The sequence below is a fragment of the Micromonospora sp. WMMA1363 genome (genome assembly GCF_030345795.1).
Lineage (GTDB): Bacteria > Actinomycetota > Actinomycetes > Mycobacteriales > Micromonosporaceae > Micromonospora.
The window spans coordinates 4,366,548-4,388,905 of the sequence record NZ_JAUALB010000001.1; the positions used below are offsets into that span (position 1 = coordinate 4,366,548).

The 22,358-nt window shown below is 62.9% G+C and carries 19 protein-coding genes and 2 tRNA genes; 18 read left to right on the forward strand and 3 right to left on the reverse strand.

Annotation, left to right across the window (positions count from 1 at the left end; translation table 11 throughout):
- The first annotated feature begins 195 nt into the window (after nucleotides 1-195).
- Nucleotides 196-286: transfer RNA gene (locus tag QTQ03_RS20340), tRNA-Ser, on the forward strand.
- A 35-nt stretch (nucleotides 287-321) separates the two neighbouring features.
- Nucleotides 322-397: transfer RNA gene (locus tag QTQ03_RS20345), tRNA-Arg, on the forward strand.
- Between the two features lie 36 nt (nucleotides 398-433).
- On the opposite strand, the gene QTQ03_RS20350 is transcribed toward QTQ03_RS20345, so the two are convergent.
- Both QTQ03_RS20350 and QTQ03_RS20355 read right to left on the reverse strand, forming a co-directional pair.
- Nucleotides 434-1,768, reverse strand: a complete 1,335-nt coding sequence (locus QTQ03_RS20350; RefSeq protein WP_289279432.1) for a tyrosine-type recombinase/integrase — start codon at nucleotides 1,766-1,768, stop codon at nucleotides 434-436.
- Nucleotides 1,769-4,167: 2,399 nt separating this feature from the next.
- Nucleotides 4,168-5,586: an IS1380 family transposase gene (locus tag QTQ03_RS20355; protein WP_502889681.1), complete on the reverse strand. Its 1,419-nt coding sequence runs from the start codon at nucleotides 5,584-5,586 to the stop codon at nucleotides 4,168-4,170.
- Nucleotides 5,587-5,783: 197 nt separating this feature from the next.
- Here QTQ03_RS20355 and QTQ03_RS20360 point away from each other — a divergent pair, with 197 nt between their 5' ends.
- Together QTQ03_RS20360 and QTQ03_RS20365 are read left to right on the forward strand one after the other, a co-directional pair.
- Entirely contained in the window at nucleotides 5,784-6,278 is a 495-nt protein-coding gene (locus QTQ03_RS20360) for a phage terminase small subunit P27 family (RefSeq protein WP_289280921.1), read from the forward strand.
- 256 nt (nucleotides 6,279-6,534) lie between these two features.
- Nucleotides 6,535-7,362: a phosphoadenosine phosphosulfate reductase gene (locus QTQ03_RS20365; protein ID WP_289279433.1), complete on the forward strand. Its 828-nt coding sequence runs from the start codon at nucleotides 6,535-6,537 to the stop codon at nucleotides 7,360-7,362.
- Nucleotides 7,363-7,823: 461 nt separating this feature from the next.
- Here QTQ03_RS20365 and QTQ03_RS20370 read toward each other — a convergent pair whose 3' ends face one another.
- On the reverse strand, nucleotides 7,824-8,063 hold the full coding sequence (locus QTQ03_RS20370) for a hypothetical protein (protein ID WP_289279434.1): 240 nt from the start codon (nucleotides 8,061-8,063) through the stop codon (nucleotides 7,824-7,826).
- Nucleotides 8,064-8,786: 723 nt separating this feature from the next.
- On the opposite strand from QTQ03_RS20370, the gene QTQ03_RS20375 reads away from it, so the two are divergent.
- The 14 genes from QTQ03_RS20375 to QTQ03_RS20440 all read left to right on the forward strand — a co-directional run bounded on the left by QTQ03_RS20375 (nucleotide 8,787) and on the right by QTQ03_RS20440 (nucleotide 22,317).
- On the forward strand, nucleotides 8,787-9,017 hold the full coding sequence (locus QTQ03_RS20375) for a hypothetical protein (RefSeq protein ID WP_289279435.1): 231 nt from the start codon (nucleotides 8,787-8,789) through the stop codon (nucleotides 9,015-9,017).
- Nucleotides 9,018-9,319: 302 nt separating this feature from the next.
- Nucleotides 9,320-11,053 (forward strand): terminase large subunit, encoded by a 1,734-nt coding sequence (locus QTQ03_RS20380; protein ID WP_289279436.1) that lies wholly within the window; start codon nucleotides 9,320-9,322, stop codon nucleotides 11,051-11,053.
- Nucleotides 11,040-11,192 (forward strand): hypothetical protein, encoded by a 153-nt coding sequence (locus tag QTQ03_RS20385; RefSeq protein WP_289276479.1) that lies wholly within the window; start codon nucleotides 11,040-11,042, stop codon nucleotides 11,190-11,192. The genes QTQ03_RS20380 and QTQ03_RS20385 overlap by 14 nt, the downstream gene beginning before the upstream one ends.
- Nucleotides 11,189-12,388, forward strand: coding sequence for a phage portal protein (locus tag QTQ03_RS20390; protein WP_289279437.1), 1,200 nt, complete (start codon nucleotides 11,189-11,191; stop codon nucleotides 12,386-12,388). The genes QTQ03_RS20385 and QTQ03_RS20390 overlap by 4 nt, the downstream gene beginning before the upstream one ends.
- Complete coding sequence (locus QTQ03_RS20395) at nucleotides 12,360-12,968, forward strand: HK97 family phage prohead protease (RefSeq protein WP_289280922.1); 609 nt, start codon at nucleotides 12,360-12,362, stop codon at nucleotides 12,966-12,968. The genes QTQ03_RS20390 and QTQ03_RS20395 overlap by 29 nt, the downstream gene beginning before the upstream one ends.
- Nucleotides 12,969-13,049: 81 nt before the next feature.
- A complete protein-coding gene (locus QTQ03_RS20400; RefSeq protein ID WP_289279438.1) occupies nucleotides 13,050-14,255 on the forward strand; it encodes a phage major capsid protein in 1,206 nt (401 codons plus the stop codon).
- 60 nt (nucleotides 14,256-14,315) lie between these two features.
- Nucleotides 14,316-14,528 (forward strand): hypothetical protein, encoded by a 213-nt coding sequence (locus QTQ03_RS20405; RefSeq protein WP_289279439.1) that lies wholly within the window; start codon nucleotides 14,316-14,318, stop codon nucleotides 14,526-14,528.
- A 185-nt stretch (nucleotides 14,529-14,713) separates the two neighbouring features.
- On the forward strand, nucleotides 14,714-15,340 hold the full coding sequence (locus tag QTQ03_RS20410; protein ID WP_289279440.1) for a hypothetical protein: 627 nt from the start codon (nucleotides 14,714-14,716) through the stop codon (nucleotides 15,338-15,340).
- Nucleotides 15,337-15,762, forward strand: a complete 426-nt coding sequence (locus tag QTQ03_RS20415; protein ID WP_289279441.1) for a hypothetical protein — start codon at nucleotides 15,337-15,339, stop codon at nucleotides 15,760-15,762. The genes QTQ03_RS20410 and QTQ03_RS20415 overlap by 4 nt, the downstream gene beginning before the upstream one ends.
- Nucleotides 15,763-15,904: 142 nt before the next feature.
- Entirely contained in the window at nucleotides 15,905-16,873 is a 969-nt protein-coding gene (locus QTQ03_RS20420) for a phage tail tube protein (protein WP_289279442.1), read from the forward strand.
- Nucleotides 16,860-17,318, forward strand: a complete 459-nt coding sequence (locus QTQ03_RS20425; protein WP_289279443.1) for a hypothetical protein — start codon at nucleotides 16,860-16,862, stop codon at nucleotides 17,316-17,318. The genes QTQ03_RS20420 and QTQ03_RS20425 overlap by 14 nt, the downstream gene beginning before the upstream one ends.
- Before the next feature lie 8 nt (nucleotides 17,319-17,326).
- On the forward strand, nucleotides 17,327-17,635 hold the full coding sequence (locus tag QTQ03_RS20430; RefSeq protein WP_289279444.1) for a hypothetical protein: 309 nt from the start codon (nucleotides 17,327-17,329) through the stop codon (nucleotides 17,633-17,635).
- A gap of 126 nt (nucleotides 17,636-17,761) precedes the next feature.
- A complete protein-coding gene (locus QTQ03_RS20435) occupies nucleotides 17,762-19,825 on the forward strand; it encodes a phage tail tape measure protein (protein ID WP_289279445.1) in 2,064 nt (687 codons plus the stop codon).
- Between the two features lie 686 nt (nucleotides 19,826-20,511).
- Nucleotides 20,512-22,317, forward strand: a complete 1,806-nt coding sequence (locus QTQ03_RS20440; RefSeq protein WP_289279446.1) for a LamG-like jellyroll fold domain-containing protein — start codon at nucleotides 20,512-20,514, stop codon at nucleotides 22,315-22,317.
- The last annotated feature ends 41 nt before the right edge of the window (nucleotides 22,318-22,358 follow it).

The window sequence follows — 22,358 nt, forward strand, 5'->3', positions numbered from 1 at the left end:
TCTCGGTCGGCTCTCGGCGTGACGACTCGCTCGACGGCTGCTCGTGCATATCGATGCAGCGTAGCCGCGATCACGTCTCGGCACAGCGGGGAAGCTCGTGAGCCTTGCGCCCAGCTCGGGCGTCAGGGTAAGTCGCTTTGCTCCCGGTGGGTGGCGGCCTGTATCCTCAGGCGCGGCGGCCCGCAAGGGTCACCGGGAGACTTCGCCTAGTCTGGTCTATGGCGCCGCACTGCTAATGCGGTTGGGGTTTTAAAGCCCCTCCCGGGTTCGAATCCCGGAGTCTCCGCGCGAAAGTCGGTCGTGTAGGCTGACTGAGCACCAGCGCCCGTAGCTCAACGGATAGAGCATCTGACTACGGATCAGAAGGTTAGGGGTTCGAGTCCCTTCGGGCGCGCCACCCAAAAGAGCCCCTGACCAGGGGTTTCTGACGACTTCAGCGATCTTCTTCTTCGTTGTCCGTCGATTCGTCAGGGTCCTGTGAGCCCGAGGTGAGCCCGGGAGTGTTCTGCCGGGGCACCAGACGAGCGGCAGCCTCCGCCGCGTCGCGCGCCACCTCCGGCAGAACCGAGGTGTACGTGTCCGACGTGAGCCCCATGGACGAGTGGCCCAGCATCTCCTGTACGACCTTCATCTCCGTGCCAGCAGCAAGGGCGATCGTTGCCGCACCGTGACGTAGGTCATGCAGCCGGATCGGCGGTAGCCCAGCCCTTCGAGTCAGCCGCTCGAAGCGCGCTGTCAGCCAGGCTGGTTCAACCAATCCCCCGGTTGGCTGGGTAAACAGCCGGCCGCTGTCCACCCACGCCGCCCCCGCCTTCTCGCGTGCCTTGCGCTGCTGTGTGAGGTGGCGTTTGAGCGCACGCACGCTGTCCCGGTCCAATGCCACGACACGTTCCCCGGCGTCGCTTTTCGGCGCGTTCTCCTCAATCCCCACGCCGCCAACCGCCACAAGCTGAGTAGCGATGGTGAGGGTCTGCGCCTGGATGTTCAGATCCTCCGGCCGTAGGCCGCACGCTTCGCCCCGTCGCAGCCCCCGGAATGTGATCAGGTGAAAAAGCGCATACAGGTCGTCATCACCGATCGCATCCAGGAACGCGCCCGTTTGCGCGGGTGTCCACACCATGACCGGTGATGGCTTCCTACCCGTAGCCTGCCACTGTGCGATGCGGTCCTCCGTCCATACCAGACCCTTGGGCCGCCTCACAGCATCGATCTCCACATGTGCGGCAGGGTTAAACGTGATCAGCTCCCGGGCTATCGCATCATTGAGGGCCGCGCGTAGGGTCGCCCGGATGTGCCGGCGTGACGTCGGCCCCACTGGACGACGGAACGGCGGCATCTCCGCAATGGCAGCACGCGCCGCCCGGCGGCGCTGCCGCCCCTTGAGGCTCTTTAGCTCATCGACAGCAGCGCGGCGCAGCACGTTCGACTCTTCAATTTCGTTGTTCCGTTCGACGATCGAGTCGAACATCTCCATAAGGTGACCCACGCGGAGCCGGTCTAGGCGGATGCCCCCGATGTGCGGCTTGAGGTGAAGCCGGATGTCGCGTTTGTACTGCTCAACCGTGTTAGTGCGGACTTTCCGGCCCGAAATCCACTCCTCCAGCCAGTCACCGACCGTGATCTTTAAGGTTAGTGACTGCCCGCTGTGGAGCTTGCGCCTCGTCTCGTCCAGGTCTGGAATCGATCCCCCACTGGACGCGACACCTGCCAGTAGGTCCCCGATGCGCTGCCGTCCATCCTCGTCGTCAGCGTCGGGTAGGGCGAGCAACGCCCGTAGGGCGTCCAGGTCGACCTGTGCCTCAGCGGCCGACGTGTAGCCGGTCCGGCGGAACGTGCGCCGTTCGCCGTCCGCTGTTGGCGGTAGCTCCTGGCGGACGCCCCATGTGCCGTGCCGCCGCTGGCCAAGCTTGGGGCAGGATTGCCCGTACTGTTTGCCTGTCTGTGGATCACGGCAGGCACAGCGGCGGAATGTTGATCCTCTCAAGGTTTCTCCTAGTGGTGTAAGTTGGTACCACGTTGGTACCACGTTGGTACCAGCAAGGTACCAACTATCATGAGGTCGTGGAAGGGCAGAGAGTAGGCGCTGAGGACATGCAGGAACTTCCCCCAAAGCCAAGGGTGAGGGAAGAGAGGCGAGATCGGCAGGTCAAGATTCGGCTCTCGGGCCGGGAGGTCAAAATCCTAGAGAAACGGCGACCGGACCTTAAGGCCGCCGGTATTGTCTCTTTGCTGATTGATGATGTGCTAGAGGGTCGCCACAATCCTTCATGGATGCTCCCGGCGGACGACGACACTGACCCCCAATAGTTCAAGGATGGCCGGGACCGGAACGATATAGTTGCGCCCAACGCGGATAACCTGTACAGGGAATTCTTCTTGTTGGGCTAGTGTGTAGGCTTTGCTACGGCCTATGCCGAGGATCGACCCGGCCGTTGCTACATCCGTCGTCAGGCCGAGTGCGCGCACAGATTCCGCCGTCCACGGATCATCAGTGGTGTTTGTTGACATGCGTCTCCCATAGTGAGAATCGACGGTCAAGGAAGTCAACGGTTGGCATCCCCTAAAGGCTAAGGGCGATTACGACAGCAGCACCGACCCACAGCCACGAGTAGGCAACGATGACAGCTAGCGCCACCCACGGCGGAAGGTTGAGACGATCGATCCCGTCCAACAGTGGGCGCAGAAGGATAGCGGCGGTGAGCAACGCCACCGGGGCGGTTACCAGAACGTAAGCCACTACTGCCATCCGCTACTCGCAATCGTTGGCTGCGGTCATGATCTGCCGGGGCCGAGATGCGGCATCCCGGAGGTACATGTCCTCAAATTCAGCGGCGATCCTGTCAGCCAACGCTTGCGCCGCTGTGAGCCCGTCAGTGGCTCTGACGCGCTCAATCGCTGTGACGGCAGCATCGTGTAGCCGGTGCGCCCGGTAGGGGCGCAGCACTGAAATCGGGTTCGGGCGGCGTGGGGTGGTCATCTCCGGTGCTCCTTCTGGCTGGCCTGGGCGGACGTTCCGCCGGGGCGGTTGAGGTGTTGCCTGGGCGGTCCAACGGTCATGACCTAAGTTTCAAGACCGTTGAAAGGGCCCCGTATGGGGCCCTAGCTGCGGTGTCACCACCATAACGGCAACTGCAACACCCCCTCGGACTAGCGTGTGACACAGGTCACACGTAGACCCATAGGGTTTTCAACGTGGTTATTAAGGGTGGAGGGAGGGGAGCGCAGCGACCCGACCGACACCCCAACAGTCAACTACTGTTGGCAGCCCCCAGGCTGCCCACCAACAGCCAGTACAACTACTAACCGTCTGGCAGCCCCCGGGCTGCCAGTAGTAACACCACCTACCACTACCTACTACTGACTGTAGAGGCAGCCCCATAGGGCTGCCAACAGTAGTCACTAACCATTGTTTAAACAGACAATCAATCACTACTGTTAGCAGTCCCCCAGGACTGCCAACCAACAGTCACCAACAAACAGTTAGCCTAACCCAAAAGGGCAGTCCCCAAGGGCTGCCCACTAACAGTAACTACCACTACTGTTCCGCCCAGGCAATGAGTTACAACACCTGCACAGTATGCAAACAACTGACACCACTCGGTGTCAGCAGATGCCCCCAACACCAGCCCCGGCCATTCGCTACCGCCCCCAGGACGGAAGCCCACAACCGAACCCACCCCCCAATCTGGTATTCCGCCCAGGCAACCCGCGCGAAACGCGCCTTCCTCAACAACCATCCGGCCTGTTGGGAATGTGGAGCACCTTCAACCCATGTAGACCACACCATCCCAACATCCACCCCGGAGGGGAAAGCGCTACTCATGGAACAGGCGTTGTGGCGCGCTCACTGCGCCACCTGTTCCAACCGTCAAGGGGCCCGACTAGGAGCCCAACGCAGGAATGCATAACCATACAGAAAACATCTAAACTGTCTGCTCGGGTTACGCATAACCATACACCCCCCAGGGGAGGGGGGTCGGAAACTTTCCCCACACCATTCCACAGTCCCGCTGCCTTAGCCTCAGTCTTTCGCTAACTGTTGATCAAGGCCCTGTTTGCATTTGTTGATCTTCATTTGGTGATCGATCGGGGTATGGGCACGGCGAGGACCCGACGCGGTGGCCGGGTTCCTCCATGGGGGTACTCGTCGGGGCGTGGGGTTGGGGTTCAGGTGACGGGCTGGGGCAGCACGGCCAGCCGGTCGAACGCGGTGACGAGCTGGTCGGCCCAGGGCCAGCCTTCGGCGATGCGCAGCTTCGTGCGGCGGGCCGAGCGGGTGATGCGGGCGGCGACGTGCAGCAGTCGGTAGCGCAGTGTCTTGGGTTCGGCGGTGGCGAGGTCGCCGTCGAGCAGCAGGTGTTGGGTCCAGGCAAGCAGGTCGATGGCGCACAAGGCGAGTTCCAGCCAGGCGGCGTTGATGGCGAACACCCGGGATGGGAAGCGGCCGAACCCGGTGTCCTTGCCCGTGCGGATGCGGTCCTCGACGCGGGCGTGAGCGCGGTGGCGGGCCTCCAGATGCTGGATGGATCCGTTGCCGGGGCCGGTGTCGGTGGCCATCACCTGGTGGCGGAAGCCTTCGATGGTGTCGAACAGCGACAGTTGTGCGCCGGGGTGCGGGCGTTCCCGGCGCACGATGAACCGGGTGCCGTCGGGGTAGTTGGCCCGCAGGTCGGCCGGTAGTAGGCCGGTGATCTCGCATACCTGGGCGCCGTCGCGTGGCTGGCCGTCGGCGTTCAGGGCCGGTACCCACTGCTCGGGGTGCCCCGCAGCCTGCTTGATCGCGTCGCGGATCGCCTCCCCGATGGCCACCCCGACGGAGAAGAACGTGTTCATACCGTGCTCACGCAACGACCGGATATGGCGCAGGAACCCGTACGTGCAGCCGGCCGAATCCGAGCGGACGAGGATGTCGGTGCCGTACCGGTGGACGTCGGGGATCTGCGCCAGGGCGTCGTCGAGAACGCTGATGTGATCGGCGGTGGTGTTCGACCCCGCCCGCCCGGCGCGCAGCAGCCCGGACAACGCCTCCCGGGTGTTGTCCAGGAAGCAGAACAACGGGTGATATCCGAAGGTCTTCTTCCACGTCTTGGACGCCTGCTCCTTCTCCGAGTGGCAGATCACGATCGAGGCGTCCAGATCCAGCACCAGCCCAGACACCGGCGCACCAGCCGCCATCGACACCGGCAGCCCGTCGCGGGTCTCGGCCGACTGCGCCCACGCCAACTCCCGCGCGGCAGCGCGGGCCATCCGCAGCCTGGCCAGAACAGCATCATCCACACCAGACAGCACCCGCCACGCGGTAGGATCCGAGGCGACCGCGCCGAACAGCCCCGCTTGGTCCCGCAGCACCGCCAGATCGCTGATCGCCTCACCACCGTCGGCGATCATCACCGCGAGGTCCACGGCGACCCGACCCGGGTCATGCCCGCCCTGCCGCTGCCGCAGCCTGGCCAGGGCCTCGCTGAACCCGCCGGTCAACCCGGTTACGTCCGCGATGTCGGCCAGCAAACGGGCACCCGCGTGGCCGACCACGCCACGTCCATCGCTACTGACGATGATCTTCGGTCGTGTTCCGGTACTCTTCACCTGACAGGTGCCTTCCCTCGGGATAGATGAGACCCTCAGCAAGTCCTATCTTGCCAGGTCAGAAGGCACCTTTCCTTTCATGATCCACGATGTGGACCGCCCTTAACGAAGGGCCCAGGTTAGGCTCGTTTTTGTGTCTGCGGGTTTTCCCGGATTCGTGGGAATTCAACCATGGGGTTTCCGGATGCCGCATATTCATGCGGCATGTTTATGCGTCTGCTTGTATAGGGGGAGTTGGTGTGGCGGATAGAAAGAATTCTGATCTGAAGGTGTTGCGGGGAAATCCGGGGAATCGTGCTGTGTCACCTAAGGGTGGGTCTGTGACTGGTCGCCCTGTGCCGCCTGCTGATTTGACGGGGGAGGCGTTCGCGGAGTGGGCGCGTATCACGGCTTACCTTGAGCGTGTGGGCCGGATCGAGGCAGTTGATTATGCCGCCCTCGTCGTGTATTGCTCTGCGTGGGCTTTGTTTGATGGTGCCCGGCGGGCCTTGGACGACCATGGCCCCCTGGTCGTTGGCCGTGATGGTGGCCTGGTGAAGAATCCTGCGGCGCAGGTGATGCGGGATGCGTCGGACACGATGCTGAAATTCGGTGGCCGGTTCGGGTTCACGCCTCGTGATCGGCAAAATTTGGGCATCGGCGTGCACGATGACGGCGGAGACGACCTAGACAGCGCGCTCGACGCGCTGTGAGTTGATCTGTGCCCCGGCGTCTTCGGGGGTGGGGTTGTAGACGGGTCGCTCTGGTGTCCCGGCTCCCCCGCCCCTCTTTTGTTGACGACACCCCTTCGGGCCCCTTCCCCTACCACTGTGGGGGTATGCCGCTGTCACCCCGTGAGGGTGGGCGTGGACGCACGCGGGTTCAGTGGCAGGGAGGGCAGCACCCGGAGTGCTGCCCTCCCTGTCCTTTTTCTAGGCCAGCCGGTTTCTTCGTATTGGTGGGTGAGGGTTGCTGCGTACGTTTTCGTTTGGTGGTGGTGTGCAGTCCACGGCTGCTCTCGTGCTTGCCGCTGAGGGTGTAATCGATTTTCCGGTCTTTTTGTTTGCGAATGTCGGTGACGATTCCGAGGACCCCGCCACGCTTGCCTACATCGAGCGGTACGCCAAACCATATGCAGAGTCGCACGGTATCCAGCTTCACGAGCTGCGCAGAGTTCGCCAGCGTGGCCCGCGCGCGGGTGAGGTGGAGACGTTGTACGGTCGTCTTACCCGCCCCGGCTCTCGGTCCCTGTCGATTCCGGTGCGGATGTCGAACGGGGCCCCGGGCACGAGGGCGTGTACTGCGGATTTCAAGATCAGGATTATTGGTCGCTGGCTGAAGGCTCACGGGGCCAGTGCGAGCAACCCCGCTACGGTTGGGGTCGGGATCTCTCTTGACGAGATTCACCGTGTCAACAACCGCCGGTCTGAACCGTATGAGCAGACGGTCTATCCGCTGTTGGACCATGCGCCGCCGCTACGTCGGCATGACTGCGCCCGCATCATCACGGCCGCTGGTCTTCCGGTGCCGCCAAAGTCGGCGTGTTGGTTCTGTCCACTGCATCGGCCGGCGACGTGGGGGGAGATGCGCCGTGATCGCCCAGGCTTGTTCGCCCGTGCCTGCCACCTTGAGAGTCTGCTCAACGAGCGGCGGGACGTGTTGGGTAAAGATCCTGTCTACTTGACGCGGTTTAACGCCCCGTTGGGGCGGGCGGTGGGTGAAGCGGGGCCGATGCTGCCCGGTTTTGGGAACGACGTTGAGGATGCGTTGTGTGATAACGGTTCGTGTTTCACGTGACTACAGCCCAACCCGGGCGGGCACCATTAGGTGCCCTCCCGAGAGGTTCGGCTAGTCGATGTTGTGCACCCAACACGGGGGTAGGCGTCGGCCCCGGCCGTCCCACCGGGTTTCGCGCTCAATGGCCCTAGCCCGGACGTTACACTTCCGCCCCCAGGGGGTGATGAAAACCTCGGCGGTCACCGTTTCGCCCCGGACACCGTATGAGAGCCAGGCAATCCGCTTCCGCTTGTGCGTTTCTGCGTCCCAATCGTGCAGGATTCCGCTACGTACGGTGCGGACGATTTCCAGGATTTCAGCGTCGCTGTCTACGTAACACGCCTCACCGTCGGTTGAGCCGGTGATGTCTAGCGAGTTTCCTAGCGCGTCGCGCGCGAACACTACATAGCCCATCGGTTGCTTCCTCTCCCGTGGGTTGGCGGGGCCCCACCGGGCCCCGCCAGTCCTGTGTCAGTCGATGGCTACGCGGTGACCGTGATCCGCTTGATCATTTTTTCGATCATGTCGATCTGGTGTTGATGTTCGGCAGCGACGCCCCGAGCTGCCCGCGCTCCGGGCTCGCCGGGCAGGAACGGGAAGAGCGTCTTCCCCGATTCGATTTCCCGGGCGAACCCTTCAAAGGTGGTGACGATATCCCTCAAGGTGAGCTTTCGTTCTTGCAGGCCAAGCACGATTTGGTTCAACTCGTCGGTGTCGAACATGTTCGGTCCTCCCGGTTGGTGTTCCTTGCTGACGGGCTCCATTGAAACTTAGGTCGTGACCGCTGTCAACCCGGAGGGTGGTGGATCGTGTGACTGTGGTTAGTTCCGTGATCGTCGGTCCGAACGGTGCGCCCGTTGTCGGTGCGACCGTGACTGTTGCCTTAGCGACAGCGGGTGACTTACCGGGATTCGGGTCTGCGGAAACCGTTGTAGGTGTGACCCGGGTGAGAACGAATAGTGGCGGTGCCTGGCAGGTGGATTTGATCCCAAACAGCGCGTTACAGCCGGCGACCACTCACCATCAGGTGACCGAGACGGTCGCCCCGGGCGTCGGGACTGTGTACCGGGTTGTCGTGCCGGATTCGGGTGGCCCCTACACAGTGCGGGATGTGCTGGTGACGGACCCGCCTCCGCTAGGTGGCCTAGTGCCCGCTGGCGCTGTCGCGTGGGCGGATGTGACGGGGAAACCAGCCGACTTTCGCCAACGGATCACACGCACGCGGGGGCGGATGTGGTGGGGCTGGCGGGTAAGGCTGATGCGGGTCATGGTCACGGCAACGTGATGGCTGCCTACCGGTGGGATGGGTCCGCCTACGTGCCGTCGGCCGGTGCGGGTCACTACGTCGGCCCTGCTGATCCGGGGACGGTCCCGGATGGGTCTGTGTGGGATCAAATCCCGTGAGGCTCGTACGCTCCGGCGGCGCGTGGGTTGCCTCTGCCCGGATGGTGAGGGCCGGCGGGGCATGGGTACCGACCGCCGGCGGTGTGGTGGTGGAGGCGTTCACCTACGACGCGCCGACGCTGCCGGACAGTGCGGATGCTCCGGTGTCGTTGGGTATCCGATGGGGCGGCTACGGCCGTCGGGACGTGGATCGGCAATCGGGTGGTCACGTCGACCACTCCGCCAGGCCCTGTCACGGTGGCTGGGTGGGCCGAGGACTCGCCTACTCCTGATGTGGTGTTAGGGAGCGGCACTGCCGACGCACTCCCTGGCGGCGCCGTGGTGGATGTCCTTTTCGCCGTGCCCGTGGTGATCGCACCGGGCGTTACGTACCTGGCTGCGTATCACTGCACCAGGTACGCGGCGTCGACTGACGGTGAGTTCGGTTTGCCGTTCACGGCGTCCCACCTTTACACGGACAGTCTGGCTACTGCGGTTGCCCGTTACACGTATTCGAGTGACATTCGACGGCCGACTAGTTCCGCCGCGAGTCATTACCACGTTTCACCGATCGTGCAGTTTTAACCAAGGCGGGGTGGTGTTTTTGCTGGTTTCCTCCCACGGGCCCCCTGTCACGGTCGACGGGGCATACGATTTTGATGTCCGCCGCGCGGATCGTGTCGTCCGGTTTATCGAGCGTCTAATAGTGCATACGAAGGGCCGGCACGCCCGACAGCCGTTTATCCTCGCTGGCTGGCAGCGCGACGAGATTATCCGGCCCCTGTATGGGAGGGTCGCCTACGACGATCAGTACGACGAATTCGTGCGTCAGTACCGGATTGCATGGCTTGAGATGGCCAGGAAGAATGGCAAGTCAGAGATTCTTTCGGCGTTGGCGCTGTATCACCTGGTGGGTGACGGCGAAGAGTCGGCAGAGGTCTACTCGGTTGCCGCTGACCGGGATCAGGCGTCCTTGGTGTATCACACGGCTAAGCGCATGGTGGAGTTGTCGCCGGTGCTGTCCAAAAGCATCGAGGTTATCGACAGCAAGAAACGGCTTGTGCACCCTAAGTCGAACAGTTTTTATGCTGTGTTGCCGGGTGATGCCGCCGGGGCGTTGGGTACTAACCCGTCAGCGGTTTTGTTCGATGAGGTGTTGACTCAGCGGGACCGGCACTTGTGGGACTCGATGCGGCAGGGTTTCGGTACCCGTAGAGAGCCGTTGCTTATCGCCGCCACTACGGCGGCGTACACGACAGCCGCGTTCGCCCTGGCCGAGCATGAGTACGGCCTACGGCTCATGGATAACCCCGAGATTGACCCCGCACGGTTCGTGTTCATCCGGGGTGTCCCCCGGGATGCCGACTGGCGGGATGAGGGTGTTCCGCCTTGCCCGGAGCATCCGAACGGTACGGGTTGGTATCTGGCTAATCCCGCGCTAGGTGACTTCCTGAACATCAACAGTCTTCGGGCTGAGGCGAAGGAAGCGGCGGAGAAACCTTCCGCTCAAAATGCTTTCCGGGTGTTCCGCCTCAATCAGTGGGTGAGCCAGGCCGAACGTTGGCTTGATATGTCGGTGTGGGACGCTAACGGCGTTGACCCGCTTACGCGGGTGGACCTCATGGGGCGGGAGTGTTTCGGTGCTCTTGATCTAGCCTCAACTCAGGACTTCACAGCTTGGCTGCTGCTGTTTCCCGGGTCGCCGGTGAGTGCGGACGACCCGGGTTACACGGTGCTGCCCCATTTCTTTGTGCCTCGCCCTGCTGTATTGGCTCGATCCAACCTCAAAGATCGTATGGAGGTCTGGGAACAGCAGGGCCTTTTGACGGTCACTGAGGGTGTCACGACGGATTACGGCGTCCTCCTTGAGCACATTACACGGGATGCGGAGGATTTCCGTATTCGCCTGGTCGGCTATGACCCGTGGAACGCAACCCACCTGATCGGGTTGCTAGAGGATCGTGGGCAGGCAACCGTGAAAGTGCCACAAACGGCACCACGGCTGAATGATCCTTGTAAGGCGATTGAGTCGCATCTTGCCGACCGGACGTTGTATCACGGTGGTAATCCGGTGCTCCGTTGGATGGCCGATAACGTCGAGCTTGAGGTGACCGGCGATGGTCTGATGAGGCCTTCTAAACGTAAGTCCGGCGAGAAGATCGACGGTATTGCGGCGTTGGTGTCGGCGCTGTTCGTTTCTGCGATCCCTCTTGACGGAGACGCGGAGGTGTCATTCATCGATTTTGACAGTTACCACGGGGAGGGGGTGACGGGTGACGAGACTAGCGCGTTGGCGGAATTCGTGGCTGCGCTCGATGACGACGATTAGCGCCCATCGGGCTACCGGTCTACAGGTCGCCGGGCTGGCCGCGATCACAGCGGCGGGGTTCGTGCTCGCCGTGTGGCTCGGTCTGCTTGTCGGTGGTGCCCTGTTGTGCCTCATTGGTTGGGCGGTGGATGACGAGTGAGCCTGTTTAAACGGATCGAGCGGCGGGCCTACGCGTACGGCCCGAAATCGGTGTGGGATACGGACGTGGAGACTCCGCCCCGTGCGACCGGTGCCGGTGTGCCGGTGGGCCCGGAGCAAGCGCGGACCCTCGCGGCTGTGTGGGCGTGCCAGTCCCTGATTGCTGACGGTGTGGCGTCGCTACCGATCGACGTGTTCCGGCGCGTGCAAGCGACGGGTCGGCGGGAGAACATCGATGGTCCCGGGTGGTTGTCCCGGCCAAACCCCGTGGAGCAACAGCCGTACACCTTTTGGCACAAGGTGATGATCAGTTTGATTGGTGACGACGGGAACGCGTACGTTCGCACGGTCCGTGACGACTCAGGGAAGATCATTAGTGTGTACGCGGTCGACCCGAAGTTGGTGCACGTCGATGACCGCTCTCCGGTGCCGGTGTATCAGGTGGGCGGTGAAGAGTTCACCGACCGGGAGATGCTGCACATCCCGGCGTTTGTGAAGCCCGGTAAGCGGCGTGGCCTGTCGGTGATCGATTACGCCCGTGAGGCGGTTGGACTGGGGTTGGCTGCCGAGGAATTCGGGGCGCGGTTTTTCGCCCAGGGCACCACGATGAGTGGTGTGGTGGAGCATCCCGGCACCCCTAAGCCGGGTGAGGTTGCCGTGTTGGCGCGGATGCTGCGGCACAGCCACGCCGGTGTCAAGAAAAGTCACGCGGTCGGCATCCTGACGGGCGGCGCGTCGTGGAAGTCGATCAGCATCACGCCCGAGCAAGCACAGTTTTTGGAAACCCGCCGGTTTCAAAAACTTGAGATCGCGTCGCTGTATCGGGTGCCGCCGCACATGCTTGATCCCACGGTGCAATCGTCGTGGGGGTCCGGGGTCGAGGAGCAAAACAAGTTTTTCGTTGACTACACCCTGGTGCCGTGGCTTGTGCGTCTTGAGCAGGCGTTCTCTGGGTTGCTGCCGGTAAACCAGTATCTGCGGTTCAACGTTGACGCACGGTTGCGGTCGACCACGACGGAACGGTTCGCCGCTTACGCGCAGGCTGTGAATAACGGGATCATGTCATTGGACGAAGTGAGGGAATTGGAGGATATGCCGCCGATCCCCGATGGTAGGGGCCGCGCGCATGTGCGCCCGTTGAACGTGGCGGAGTTGGGTGCGGGGGGTGATGATGGAGCGTCGGATTCTGCAATCTGAGGTAGCAACCCGTTCGGTCGGTGATAATCGTGTCGCGGTTGTCGGGTACGCGTACACGTTTGATGCGCGTAGTGAGGATTTGGGCGGCTTCCGAGAGATGGTTGCTTCCGGGGCGGGCCGAGAGTCGATCGCCGAGGACGACATTCGGGCGCTTGTCAACCACGACGCGAATCTGATTTTGGGTCGGAATCGTGCGGGCACGTTGCGGCTGGCTGAGGACTCTACGGGGCTTGAGTACGAAATCTTCGTGGATGAGCGGCAATCGTATGTGCGGGATCTGCTGGTTGCTCTTGAGCGTGGCGACGTCACGCAGTCATCTTTTGGTTTTCTGGTGGCGCCCAGTGGCGAGGGTTGGACGCGAGACGCGGACGGGTTTCCGCTTCGTACCATCCGGGCCATGAAACTGTTCGATGTGTCTCCGGTGACCTATCCGGCGTACCCGTCGAGCCAAAGCACGATCAGTAGGCGGGCGCTTGATTGCGCGGCTGCTATTGCTGCCGCCGACCGGTCACAGTGTCTGCCGGATGTTGCCGGGGAAGCGCTGAGGATGCGTCTACGGCTATCCAGTCTGGCCGCTTAACCCGAAAAGCAGGTAGGGCCCGCCCGGATGGGTGGGCCCTTTTTTGGTGCCCATATCACGGCAGATTGAGGTTTGGACTACATGGATTTTGTGGAGGCGGCTAACGCTGCCCTCGATAAGCGTGCTGCGGCGTTCGCGCAGCTCCGGGCGGTCCAGGACGACGCTGCCCTGTCTGCGGCGGAGCGGGATGAGCGGGCGGCCCGGATCAACGGCGAGATTGACGCCCTGGGGGTGGAGGCTGAGCAGCATGTGCGGAGTGCGGAGCGGGAAGCGGAACATCGGGCGCTGAACGAGCGTGCCGCCGCACTCGCTACGACGGCCGGGGGTGAATCCCGGGGCGGTGTGAGCAGTGAGGCGAGTCATCTGCGGCGGTTGGCGCGAGGTGAAGTCCCGGCTGTGGATTTTGACTTCCGGACGGCGACGTCCAGCGATCCGGCGAACGCGGGTAACACGGCACCGCCCACGTTTGTTGCGATGGTGCTTGAGGCTATGCGGGAGCGGTCGCAGTTTTTCAGCCGCGCCCGGGTGCTGACCACCGATGGCGGCGAGAATTTGGAATGGCCGGTCAAGAACGCGATGAATCCGGCTACCCCCGTAGTGTCGGGTGCGACCCGGATCACGGAGAACACCGCCTACCCTAAGGGTGACCAGTCGTGGGGTAAGGCGGTTATCGGTGCACACAAGTACGGTGTGATCGTGGAGGCGACTACCGAAATTGTGGCTGATTCGGCTTTGCCGATTCTGTCGATCCTCGCTAGTGACGCTGGTGAGGCGGTAGCGGATGCCGCTCTCACTGATCTGATGATCGGTGACGGCACAAATAAGCCGTGGGGCTGGTTCACGAGGGCGTCCGGTGCGGTGAACGCTGCCGATCTTAACAGCGTCACGTTTGATAATCTGATGGACTTGCAGTATGCGGTGACCGCCCCGTATCGGCGTACTGGCGTGTACATGTTCAACGATCTTGCAGTCTCTGTGCTGCGGAAAGTCAAGGACGCCGACGGCCGGTATCTGTGGCAGCCTAGCCTAACGGCCGGCGAGCCTGACGCGATGCTCGGTAAGCCTGTGCTGACTGACCCGAATATCGCCATTGCTGGTGCTGGCGCGAAGGCCGGCGTTTTCGGTGACCCCTTCAAGTATCTGATTCGGCAGGTACGGACGTTGCGTGTTATCCGGTCGGACGAATTCGGGTATGACCGTGACGTGGTGGCGTTCAAGGTCACGTGGCGCGGTTCCGGTGATCTCTTGGACGTGAATTCCGTGAAGGCGCTTACTGTCACCGCCTAAGTCGATCGTTGGGGAACGGGGCTACGGTCCCGTTCCTTTTTGCTTTTGGAGGGAGGATCGATGCGGTTGCGGATTGTCCGGCCGGTGCCGGGCGTCACGCATGGGCGGCGTCTCAGCGAGGGTGACACGGTGGATCTGCCAGACGGGCTGGCCGTCTCCCTAGCGGCGGATGGGTACGGCGTCCTGGTGGACGTCGACGGCCGGAGTGCTGCGGCGGATACCCGGGAGACGGCGACCGCCCGACGTCCAGGGCGTCCCCGGCGGGTGGGGTGATGGCGGCGCGCTACCTCACCGGCCGTTCGGTGACCCTGCGGCACGTGTTTGCAGATGGTGATGACGTGTTGTCGCCGTCCACGGTGACGGTTTCCGTTACGAGGGCCGGTGCCACTGATCCCACGGTTTCCGGGCCAGCCGTGCCGGACGGGGACGGCTGGACGCTGCCGGCCGGGCTGCTGCCAATGGGCGTGTACGCGGTGCGGTGGGACGGCGGTGACGTCCAGGACATGACCGCCGTTGAGGTGGTTGGCGGCCTCCTGTTTGGTGTGCAGGAGTTGCGGGCGGCTGATCCTGACTTGACGGTGCAGCGGTTCCCGGCTGCTGTGGTCGTTGGGGCCCGCACCACCGTTGAGACAGAGTTTGAGCGGATCACGGGGCGCAGCTTCGTCCGCCGGACGCTGTATGTGCCGGTCGAGTCGTTGCCGGAGTGGGGAGCCCTGTTGCCGGTCGTCGACGTGGCAGAGATGACCGCTCCCGGGGCGGCACCGGGGCCCTTGCCGGTAGAGCGGGTGGGGGCGTACGCGTACGCGCCGGAGCTGCCCGAGGGGACAACCGGGGTGGAGATCCTGTACGGGCTGTCGATGGTCCCTGAGGGGATCAGACGTGCCGGGCTGCTGTACGCCCGGTGGCTGTTGCTAGAGGACCGGTCGGGCATCCCTGACCGGGCAACCTCGTTTCAGGCTGCCGAGGGCGGGACCTACGCTTTGTCAACCCCGGGCCGCGCCGGAGCCGAAACAGGACTCCCGGCGGTCGACGCCGTGCTTGACGGCTACCGGCACAAGCTCATTGAATCGGTGATGGTGACGTGAGTACGAACGCGATTGCTGTCAAGACGGCTCTCAAGGACATGTTGGCAGGCATGTCTGCTGTCGTCGGTGAGAATGTGCAGGTGACGTATGGTTTCCCGACCCGCTCTCCCGAGCGTCGTTGGGCGGTCGTCGGCGAGATCAGTTGGCAGTCCGCCGAGTGGGCGACGAACCGGAGTCGCACCGAGGACTTCGCCGTGGCGGTGGTGTTTTCAGTACAGATGCCGGGTGGAACATCGGAAGAGTGTGAGTTGTACGCGGTCGGGCTGGCTGCCGAATTTGAGGATCTGTTGAGGGCTGATCCGTCGATTGGGGGCCGTTGTGTTACGTCTGGGTTTGCTCCGCGAAGTCTGAAGTCGTGGCCGATTGATGGGGCGTACGAATGCCAGTTTGAAACGGAGGTCCGTACAAAATGCCGACCGTAGTTGTTGTCTACAACGGTCACGCCCCCGCCGTCACCGGCGGGGGTTTTGTTTTTGTCCGGGGACAGCCGGTCGAGGTGCCGCCGGAGTTGGCGGGAAAGCTTGGCTCTGCGTTCACGACCAAAACCAGCAAGAGGGGTGACTAGTGCCGTCGGTGCATGACTCATATGTTGGGCTTGCTGAGGAAACCACCTACGGCACGCCGGTGGCTCCGTCGCGTTTCCTGGAGATGGTGTCGGAGGGGTTCGCCGGGAAGTATGAACGCATCAACTCCGAGGCGTACCGGGCCGGTCAGAGGGTGCTGCACCGGGACCGGTTCGCGCCGAACCCTAAAGGGGCCGGTGGGGATCTAAAGGTCGAAGGCCAGGATTCGGGGCTCGGTGTCCTGTTGGTGCACGCTTTCGGGGCGGTGTCGACTGGCGCCCCGGATGGGGATGTCACGCCGCACACAATCACGGTGGGAGATCTCGCCGGTAAGAGTTTGACTGTGCAGGTGGGTCGGGTCGACAACGCCGGCACCCTCCACCCGTGGACGTACGAGGGTGGCAAAATCGCGTCGTGGGAACTGTCGAACGCTGTTGATGGTGTCCTTGAGTTGTCGTTTGAGTTTGATTTCGCCCGGGAGTACATCGGGGCGGGTCCGGGTGCGTACGCCCCCTCCACGCCCACCTATTCCACCACCGGGCAACTCTTCACCTTCGTCGGCGGTACTGTCGATATTGGCGGGGCCCCGTTCGCCGTTTCCGAAATCTCGTTGAGTGGTGACAACAAGCTAGCCAACGAACGATGGTCCACGATCGGGAAACGGGAGCCTCTTGAAGAGGGGATGCGGGAGTACACGTTTGAGTTGAAGGGCGAATACGAGGGTCTGAGTCATGCGCAGCGTGTCGCCGCGGCTGTCGCGTCCGGGAGCCTGGCATCGGTTGATTTGCGGTGGTCGACGCCGCAGGGCGGGGCCCTGCATATTTCGGTTCCGGTCGGCCGTTTCGATGAGGGGCCGGTCAATTTTGATGGTGCGCAGATCATGGAGCAGTCTCTTAAGGGTATGGCGTTGTGGGACGGTGCCGCGTCCCCGGTAGCTGTGGTGTATCGGAGTAAGGATGTCACCCCGTAAGGCTGTCACCTTCAACGCTGACGCGGTGCGGATCGAGGGGCTACGGGATTTCGTCTCAGCCTTGAAGGCGGTGGATGCGCAGTATCCGAAGGCGGTTCGGCAGGCGAACTATGATATGGCTGCGGAGCTTGTGGCGCGATCCAAAGCGGACGCCGCGAGTGTGGGTGGCGTTGCCCGGAAAGCTGCCCGGAGTTTGCGGGCAGCCCGCCAGGCCAACGCGTCCGTTGTCACCGGTGGTGGCGCCCGCTACCCCTATTTTTGGGGGGCGGAATTCGGGGCGCGACAGTATCGGCAATTCAAACCGTGGCGGGGTAACCAGTATGGGGGTTGGTCCGGCGGTCCCGGCTATTTTCTGCACCCTACGATCCGCAGCGAAGCGGAAAGACTGCTGGATGGGTACATGGCGCGGCTTGACGCGCTCGCCGGTGAAGCATTCCCAGACTAGGAGTGTACGTGGAGTTTGTGTTCGATCCTGACTCAGTCGACTTTGGCGACATGGAGGATTTCGAGGAATACACGGGCCAGCCGTTCGACGAGGTTTTCAGACCGCATCCTGTGGTGGACGTGGACGGGAACCGGGTTTTCGACGCTAAGGGGCGTCCGGAAATGACAATCCGGCTGTCCGCTAAGGCGCAAACGTGTTTGGTGTGGCTGACCCGGCGGAAAACCGATCCGGGTTTCGGCATTGAGGATGCCCGCCGCACCAGGATTACCTCTCTGGTGATTGATAGTGCCCCGGAGCGTGACCGGGGAAACGACTGAGGCGGCTACGGGACCTAGCCGCCATCTGCCATTTTTACGGGATGTCGCCTGATCAGGTGCGCCGTTTGACTCTGCTTGAGATTCAAGCGTTCACGGAGTACATGCGCGAGTACGGGGAGGCGCGGCATGGCTGAGACGAGGCAACTCAAGGTCGTTGTTGCCGGTGACGCTAAAACGGCGATGTCTGCGCTTAAATCCCTGGGCGCCGGGTTGTCTGACGTTGATAAGCGTAGCGGCGTAGCCGGATCAGGGATGGACCGTCTCAGCCGTCGGGTTTCCTCGGCTGCTGAACATTCGACGTTCGCGCTTGCGGGTTTGGCCGCCGCTGCTGCCGGTCTGGGTATCGCGTTCGCCGGAGCACTCGATTTGGATAGGGCGCAAGCGAAGTTCGCGGCGCAGCTCGGGCCGGAACAGGCCGGGCGGTTGGGTGAGGTAGCGGGCCGGCTCTACACGGGCGGTTTCGGTCAGTCCATGGGCGACAACATGGATGCCATCCGCCGGGTGATGTCGTCCGGGCTTATCCCTGAGGGGACAGCAGATGCCGACATTGAGCGGATCACCGGTAAAGCCTTGAATTTGGCGGAAGCGTTTGACCAGGATGTGACGCAGACAGCGCGGGCGGCTGGTCAGATGGTACGTACCGGGTTGGCGGATACCGCCGATGACGCAATTGACCAGTTGACGCGGAGTTTCGCGGTCACGGGTGATCACGCCGAGGATCTTTTGGATACGGTGTCCGAGTACGGTACCCAATTCCGTACGCTGGGTGTTGATGGTGCAACCGCTATGGGTCTGTTGTCTCAGGGGTTGCAGGCGGGAGCCCGGGACGCTGACACCGTGGCCGACGCGCTGAAAGAGTTCAGCGTCCGCGCGGTGGACGGGACAAAAATGACCGCTGACGGTTTCCGGGCTGTAGGGCTTGACGCGTCCACGATGGCCGCGCAAATCGGCAAGGGAGGCGACGAAGCCACCCGAGGCTTGGACACTGTTTTGGATAGACTGCGCGGCATTGAAGATCCCGTGAAACGGTCACAGGCCGCTGTCGCACTCTTCGGCACAAAAGCTGAAGATTTGGGTGAGGCGTTGTATGCGCTTGACCCGTCCGAGGCTGTTGCGGCTATCGGTGACGTCGCCGGAGCATCTGACGACTTGGGAAAGGCGCTGCAACAGTCCGCCGGGGCGCAACTAGATCAGTTCCGCCGTAAGGTCGAACTTGCGATCGTAGGAAAGCTCACCGAGGCAATCCCTAAGATCGTTGAGTTTGGACAGTGGATGGCCCGGAATCGTGAATGGATTGAGCCGGTTGCGGTCGGGTTGGGGTCGCTGGCGGTGGTCCTCGGTACGATCACGGTTGCCGCGAAAATCTACACGGCTGTTCAGGCGGCACTTAACGTGGTGATGCTCGCTAACCCTATCGGCCTAGTGGCTCTGGCGTTGGCCGCTCTCGTGGCAGGTTTGGTGTACGCGTGGCGGAATAGCGACACGTTCCGGCGTGTCGTGACCGGCGCGTGGATCGCCGTCAGAAACGCGGTCGCGGTTGTCATTGGTTGGTTTCGGACGGCGATACCTCAAGCGTGGTCTGCGGTCGTCAACGCCACTAAAGCCTACTGGGGGTTCTGGCGGACTGTCATTCGGTCGGCCGTCAACGGCGCTGTCGCTGTCGTAATGGGGATGCGGTCCCGCGTCCTGGGCGCACTGTCCGGTGTGGGCCGGTGGCTGCGGGACTCGGGCCGGCGGATCGTCCAGGGGCTGATTGACGGCATCCGCGCCATGAGTGGCCGGGTGAAAGACGCGATCGGGGATGTGCTCGCCTCCGCCCGCCGGATGTTGCCGTTCTCCCCGGCCCTAGAGGGCCCGTTTGCCGGCAAGGGTTGGACGCTGTACTCCGGTCGATCTATCCCAGAGGCCATGGCGGAGGGTGTCACGTCCCGCCGGCGGGTGTTGGTGCGGGCTGTCCAGGGCGCGATGGGAGACGCCCACGACGCAGCTCGTGTACCGGTGGTCCCCGTGGGCGGGGCCGCCGGCGTCGCCCTGCACCGGGCCGGGGCACGGCCGGCAGCGCCAACGGTGGTGGTGCACGTGGCCGGCAGTGTCACGGCGGAACGGGATCTAGCGCGGACGATCGCGCTCACGGTGCGGGACGAGATCGTCCGTACTGGCAGACGCAATGGGGGTGTTACTGGCCTGTGATGCCGAATATTCGGGTGGAGGTAGGTGCGTCGGATGCGCGGATCACCGATCCAATCCTCAGGTGGACTGATGTAACCGACTGGGCTACCTCGATACAGAGTCGTCGCGGTCGCACCTACGAGCTAGACAAGATCGAAGCGGCTACGGCCGCCGTCGCCTTCGACACCAACACCGACGGCGGGGATCTCAACCTGGCTGGTGTGAAACCTCGCCAGCCCATCCGCGTCTATGGGATAGCGGATGACAATTGGCTACCTGCCGAATGTGTCCATCCCTCAATCGAAGGCGTGTTGGCGGCTCCCCGTTGGCAACGCTCATCCGATGATGGGGAGACGTGGGCTAACGCCCAAACCGGCGAGGTTATCGGTGCGTTTGACAGTGACGCCGGACAAGCAGTTTTCCGGTTCCGTGGTGGCGCCGACACCGCATATCGTTCTGGCCTGGGCGGGGATTCCGACGTGATACCCGTCGAAGCCGGACAGTTGGTCTCCGTCCGGGTTGATATGCGCAATGTGGGTTCGGGAGCTAACTGTCATCTCGGGTTGACGTATGAAAGCTACGATCAGACTTCAAAGACTCAAGTCGTGTGGACTGACCCCGCACCACCGGGAGCCGGTTGGGTAACGGTGTCTGCGACTGACACCGCCCCGTATGACGGGGTTATGCGAATGATGATCCTAGCGCCGGTGGACGTGCTGGTCACGGCCCCCAAAGTTCGGCTGGACAATATCGGGGCTGCCGAGGTTGCCCACCTGTCGGGCGTCTACCCGATTTTTTGGGGTTACGTCGAGCGCTGGTCGCAGGAATACACAGGTCCACTGTCCACGTTGACTGCGGATTGTGTCGACACGTCAGCGCTGCTCACACAACCGATACCGTCGTCGTACCGCATGGCCGTACGTGATTGGACGGCGCAGAACAGCATTCCGCCGTCTCCAACAGTCGATGCTAATACGGGCGCTATCGGTGTGTTGTCCCCGCGACTGTGGTATTGGCCGGCGGTCGAATCGACTGAAGCGACAACAACATACCCCGAATATGGTCCCGGACTGCCGTTGAGGGTGCGGGACTGCATTAACCCCCCGGACGACGGGGCCGCAGGTTTCGGCACCACAAAAACGATGGTACACGCCGACGGCAGCGAATCCGGGGGGTTCGATAACAGGTCTGAGAGTTACCTAGCAGGATCGGTGTTGGAACTGTCGAGGCACGGCAGTCCGGCGCTGGGGGCGTGCCGCACACTGACCGTGGATCTGTGGTATCGACCGGAGAGTTTGACGCACTATCACACACTGTGGCAGGCATACACCTCCACCGGAGAGGTCCATTCGCATCTGTATGTGCATTCGGATGGCAGTATTTTTGCTGTGGCGTATGCGGGACTAGCGAGCGCCGTCCAGGCAATCACTAGCCCCGGTGTTATCCAACCGGGGGCGGTGTATCACATTGGGGCGCGGTTTGGGATCGGTTCCCGGTGGCAGAAACCGTACGCGCGGATCTGGCTCAACGGTGTTGAGCTGGATGCCTTTTACAGCTCATCGCCGGGTGTCATGACTAGCCCGGTCGTGGGTGATGCGCTGTTTGCCGGTCGACGGTACGTGTTGCCAACCGGCAGTGTCGGGTACGCGGATGCTCCCCAAGGCACCATCAATCATCTGATAGCGGCTATGGACATCCCGGATGGGCTGCACCAGGCGCTAGACGGTTTTGGGTGGGATCGGCATGTCGACACGGAAACGGACCGTATCCATCGGCTGTTGGACGGGCTGGGCTGGGCGGGGTCGCGGGCCCTAGACGCGCCCCTGTCGGAGCTACTGTCGCCCCGCTGGGACAACCACGCTGACGGCTGGGAGGTCGCATCCGGGACGGCCGGGGACGCGGGAGGCGTCCTGATGATGGGTCCCGCCGGTGAGGTCACCTATCACTCCCGGCACCGTCGGGTCGGGGCCCCGGTTCGGTGGACGCTGACAGAGTGGACTCCTGGCCTGAGGTGGGCCCTCGACGACAGCCACGTCTACAACAGCATCACGGCGGAGCGGTCTACGGGGCTCCGCCGCACGGCCGAGGATCAGGGCAGCATCGCACAGCATGGGGTTAAGGCGCTGACGATCCGCCGGGACGTCGCGGACCCCAGCGAGGTTCAGGACGCGGCGTCCTGGACGCTGCACCGGTACCGGGATGCCTCCCCCAGGTGCGACACCCTACGGGTGCAGGCGCACACGCTCACCGGTGACGGCGACGCCCCACAACGGGCCCTAGCAGCATCCGCCGACGTCTCAGACCGCCTAGCGCTGGCGGCGCTGCCGCCGTCCGCCCCAACACCCGCGCTGGACTGCTTCGTGGAGGGCGTCAACGTGGGCATTGTGCGTAACGGCACCCTGTGGGAGTGGACAACGGAGTTCACCGTCTCCGATGCTGGCCGCTCCGACGGCTGGGTTTTGGAGGGTCCGTCCGGGAGACTCGATACCGAAACCTGCATAGCCGTTTACTGACATTCACTTCCGGATGGGGCCCTTAGGGCCCCATTTTTGTT

Bases quoted from the DNA above. Each gene is read 5' to 3' on its own strand.
- QTQ03_RS20360 (WP_289280921.1), top strand. From the start codon at position 5,784: ATGCGGCATGTTTATGCGTCTGCTTGTATAGGGGGAGTTGGTGTGGCG.
- QTQ03_RS20370 (WP_289279434.1), bottom strand. From the start codon at position 8,063: ATGTTCGACACCGACGAGTTGAACCAAATCGTGCTTGGCCTGCAAGAA.
- QTQ03_RS20375 (WP_289279435.1), top strand. From the start codon at position 8,787: ATGGTGAGGGCCGGCGGGGCATGGGTACCGACCGCCGGCGGTGTGGTG.
- QTQ03_RS20385 (WP_289276479.1), top strand. From the start codon at position 11,040: ATGACGACGATTAGCGCCCATCGGGCTACCGGTCTACAGGTCGCCGGG.
- QTQ03_RS20395 (WP_289280922.1), top strand. From the start codon at position 12,360: ATGATGGAGCGTCGGATTCTGCAATCTGAGGTAGCAACCCGTTCGGTC.
- QTQ03_RS20400 (WP_289279438.1), top strand. From the start codon at position 13,050: ATGGATTTTGTGGAGGCGGCTAACGCTGCCCTCGATAAGCGTGCTGCG.
- QTQ03_RS20405 (WP_289279439.1), top strand. From the start codon at position 14,316: ATGCGGTTGCGGATTGTCCGGCCGGTGCCGGGCGTCACGCATGGGCGG.
- QTQ03_RS20410 (WP_289279440.1), top strand. From the start codon at position 14,714: ATGGGCGTGTACGCGGTGCGGTGGGACGGCGGTGACGTCCAGGACATG.
- QTQ03_RS20425 (WP_289279443.1), top strand. From the start codon at position 16,860: ATGTCACCCCGTAAGGCTGTCACCTTCAACGCTGACGCGGTGCGGATC.
- QTQ03_RS20435 (WP_289279445.1), top strand. From the start codon at position 17,762: ATGGCTGAGACGAGGCAACTCAAGGTCGTTGTTGCCGGTGACGCTAAA.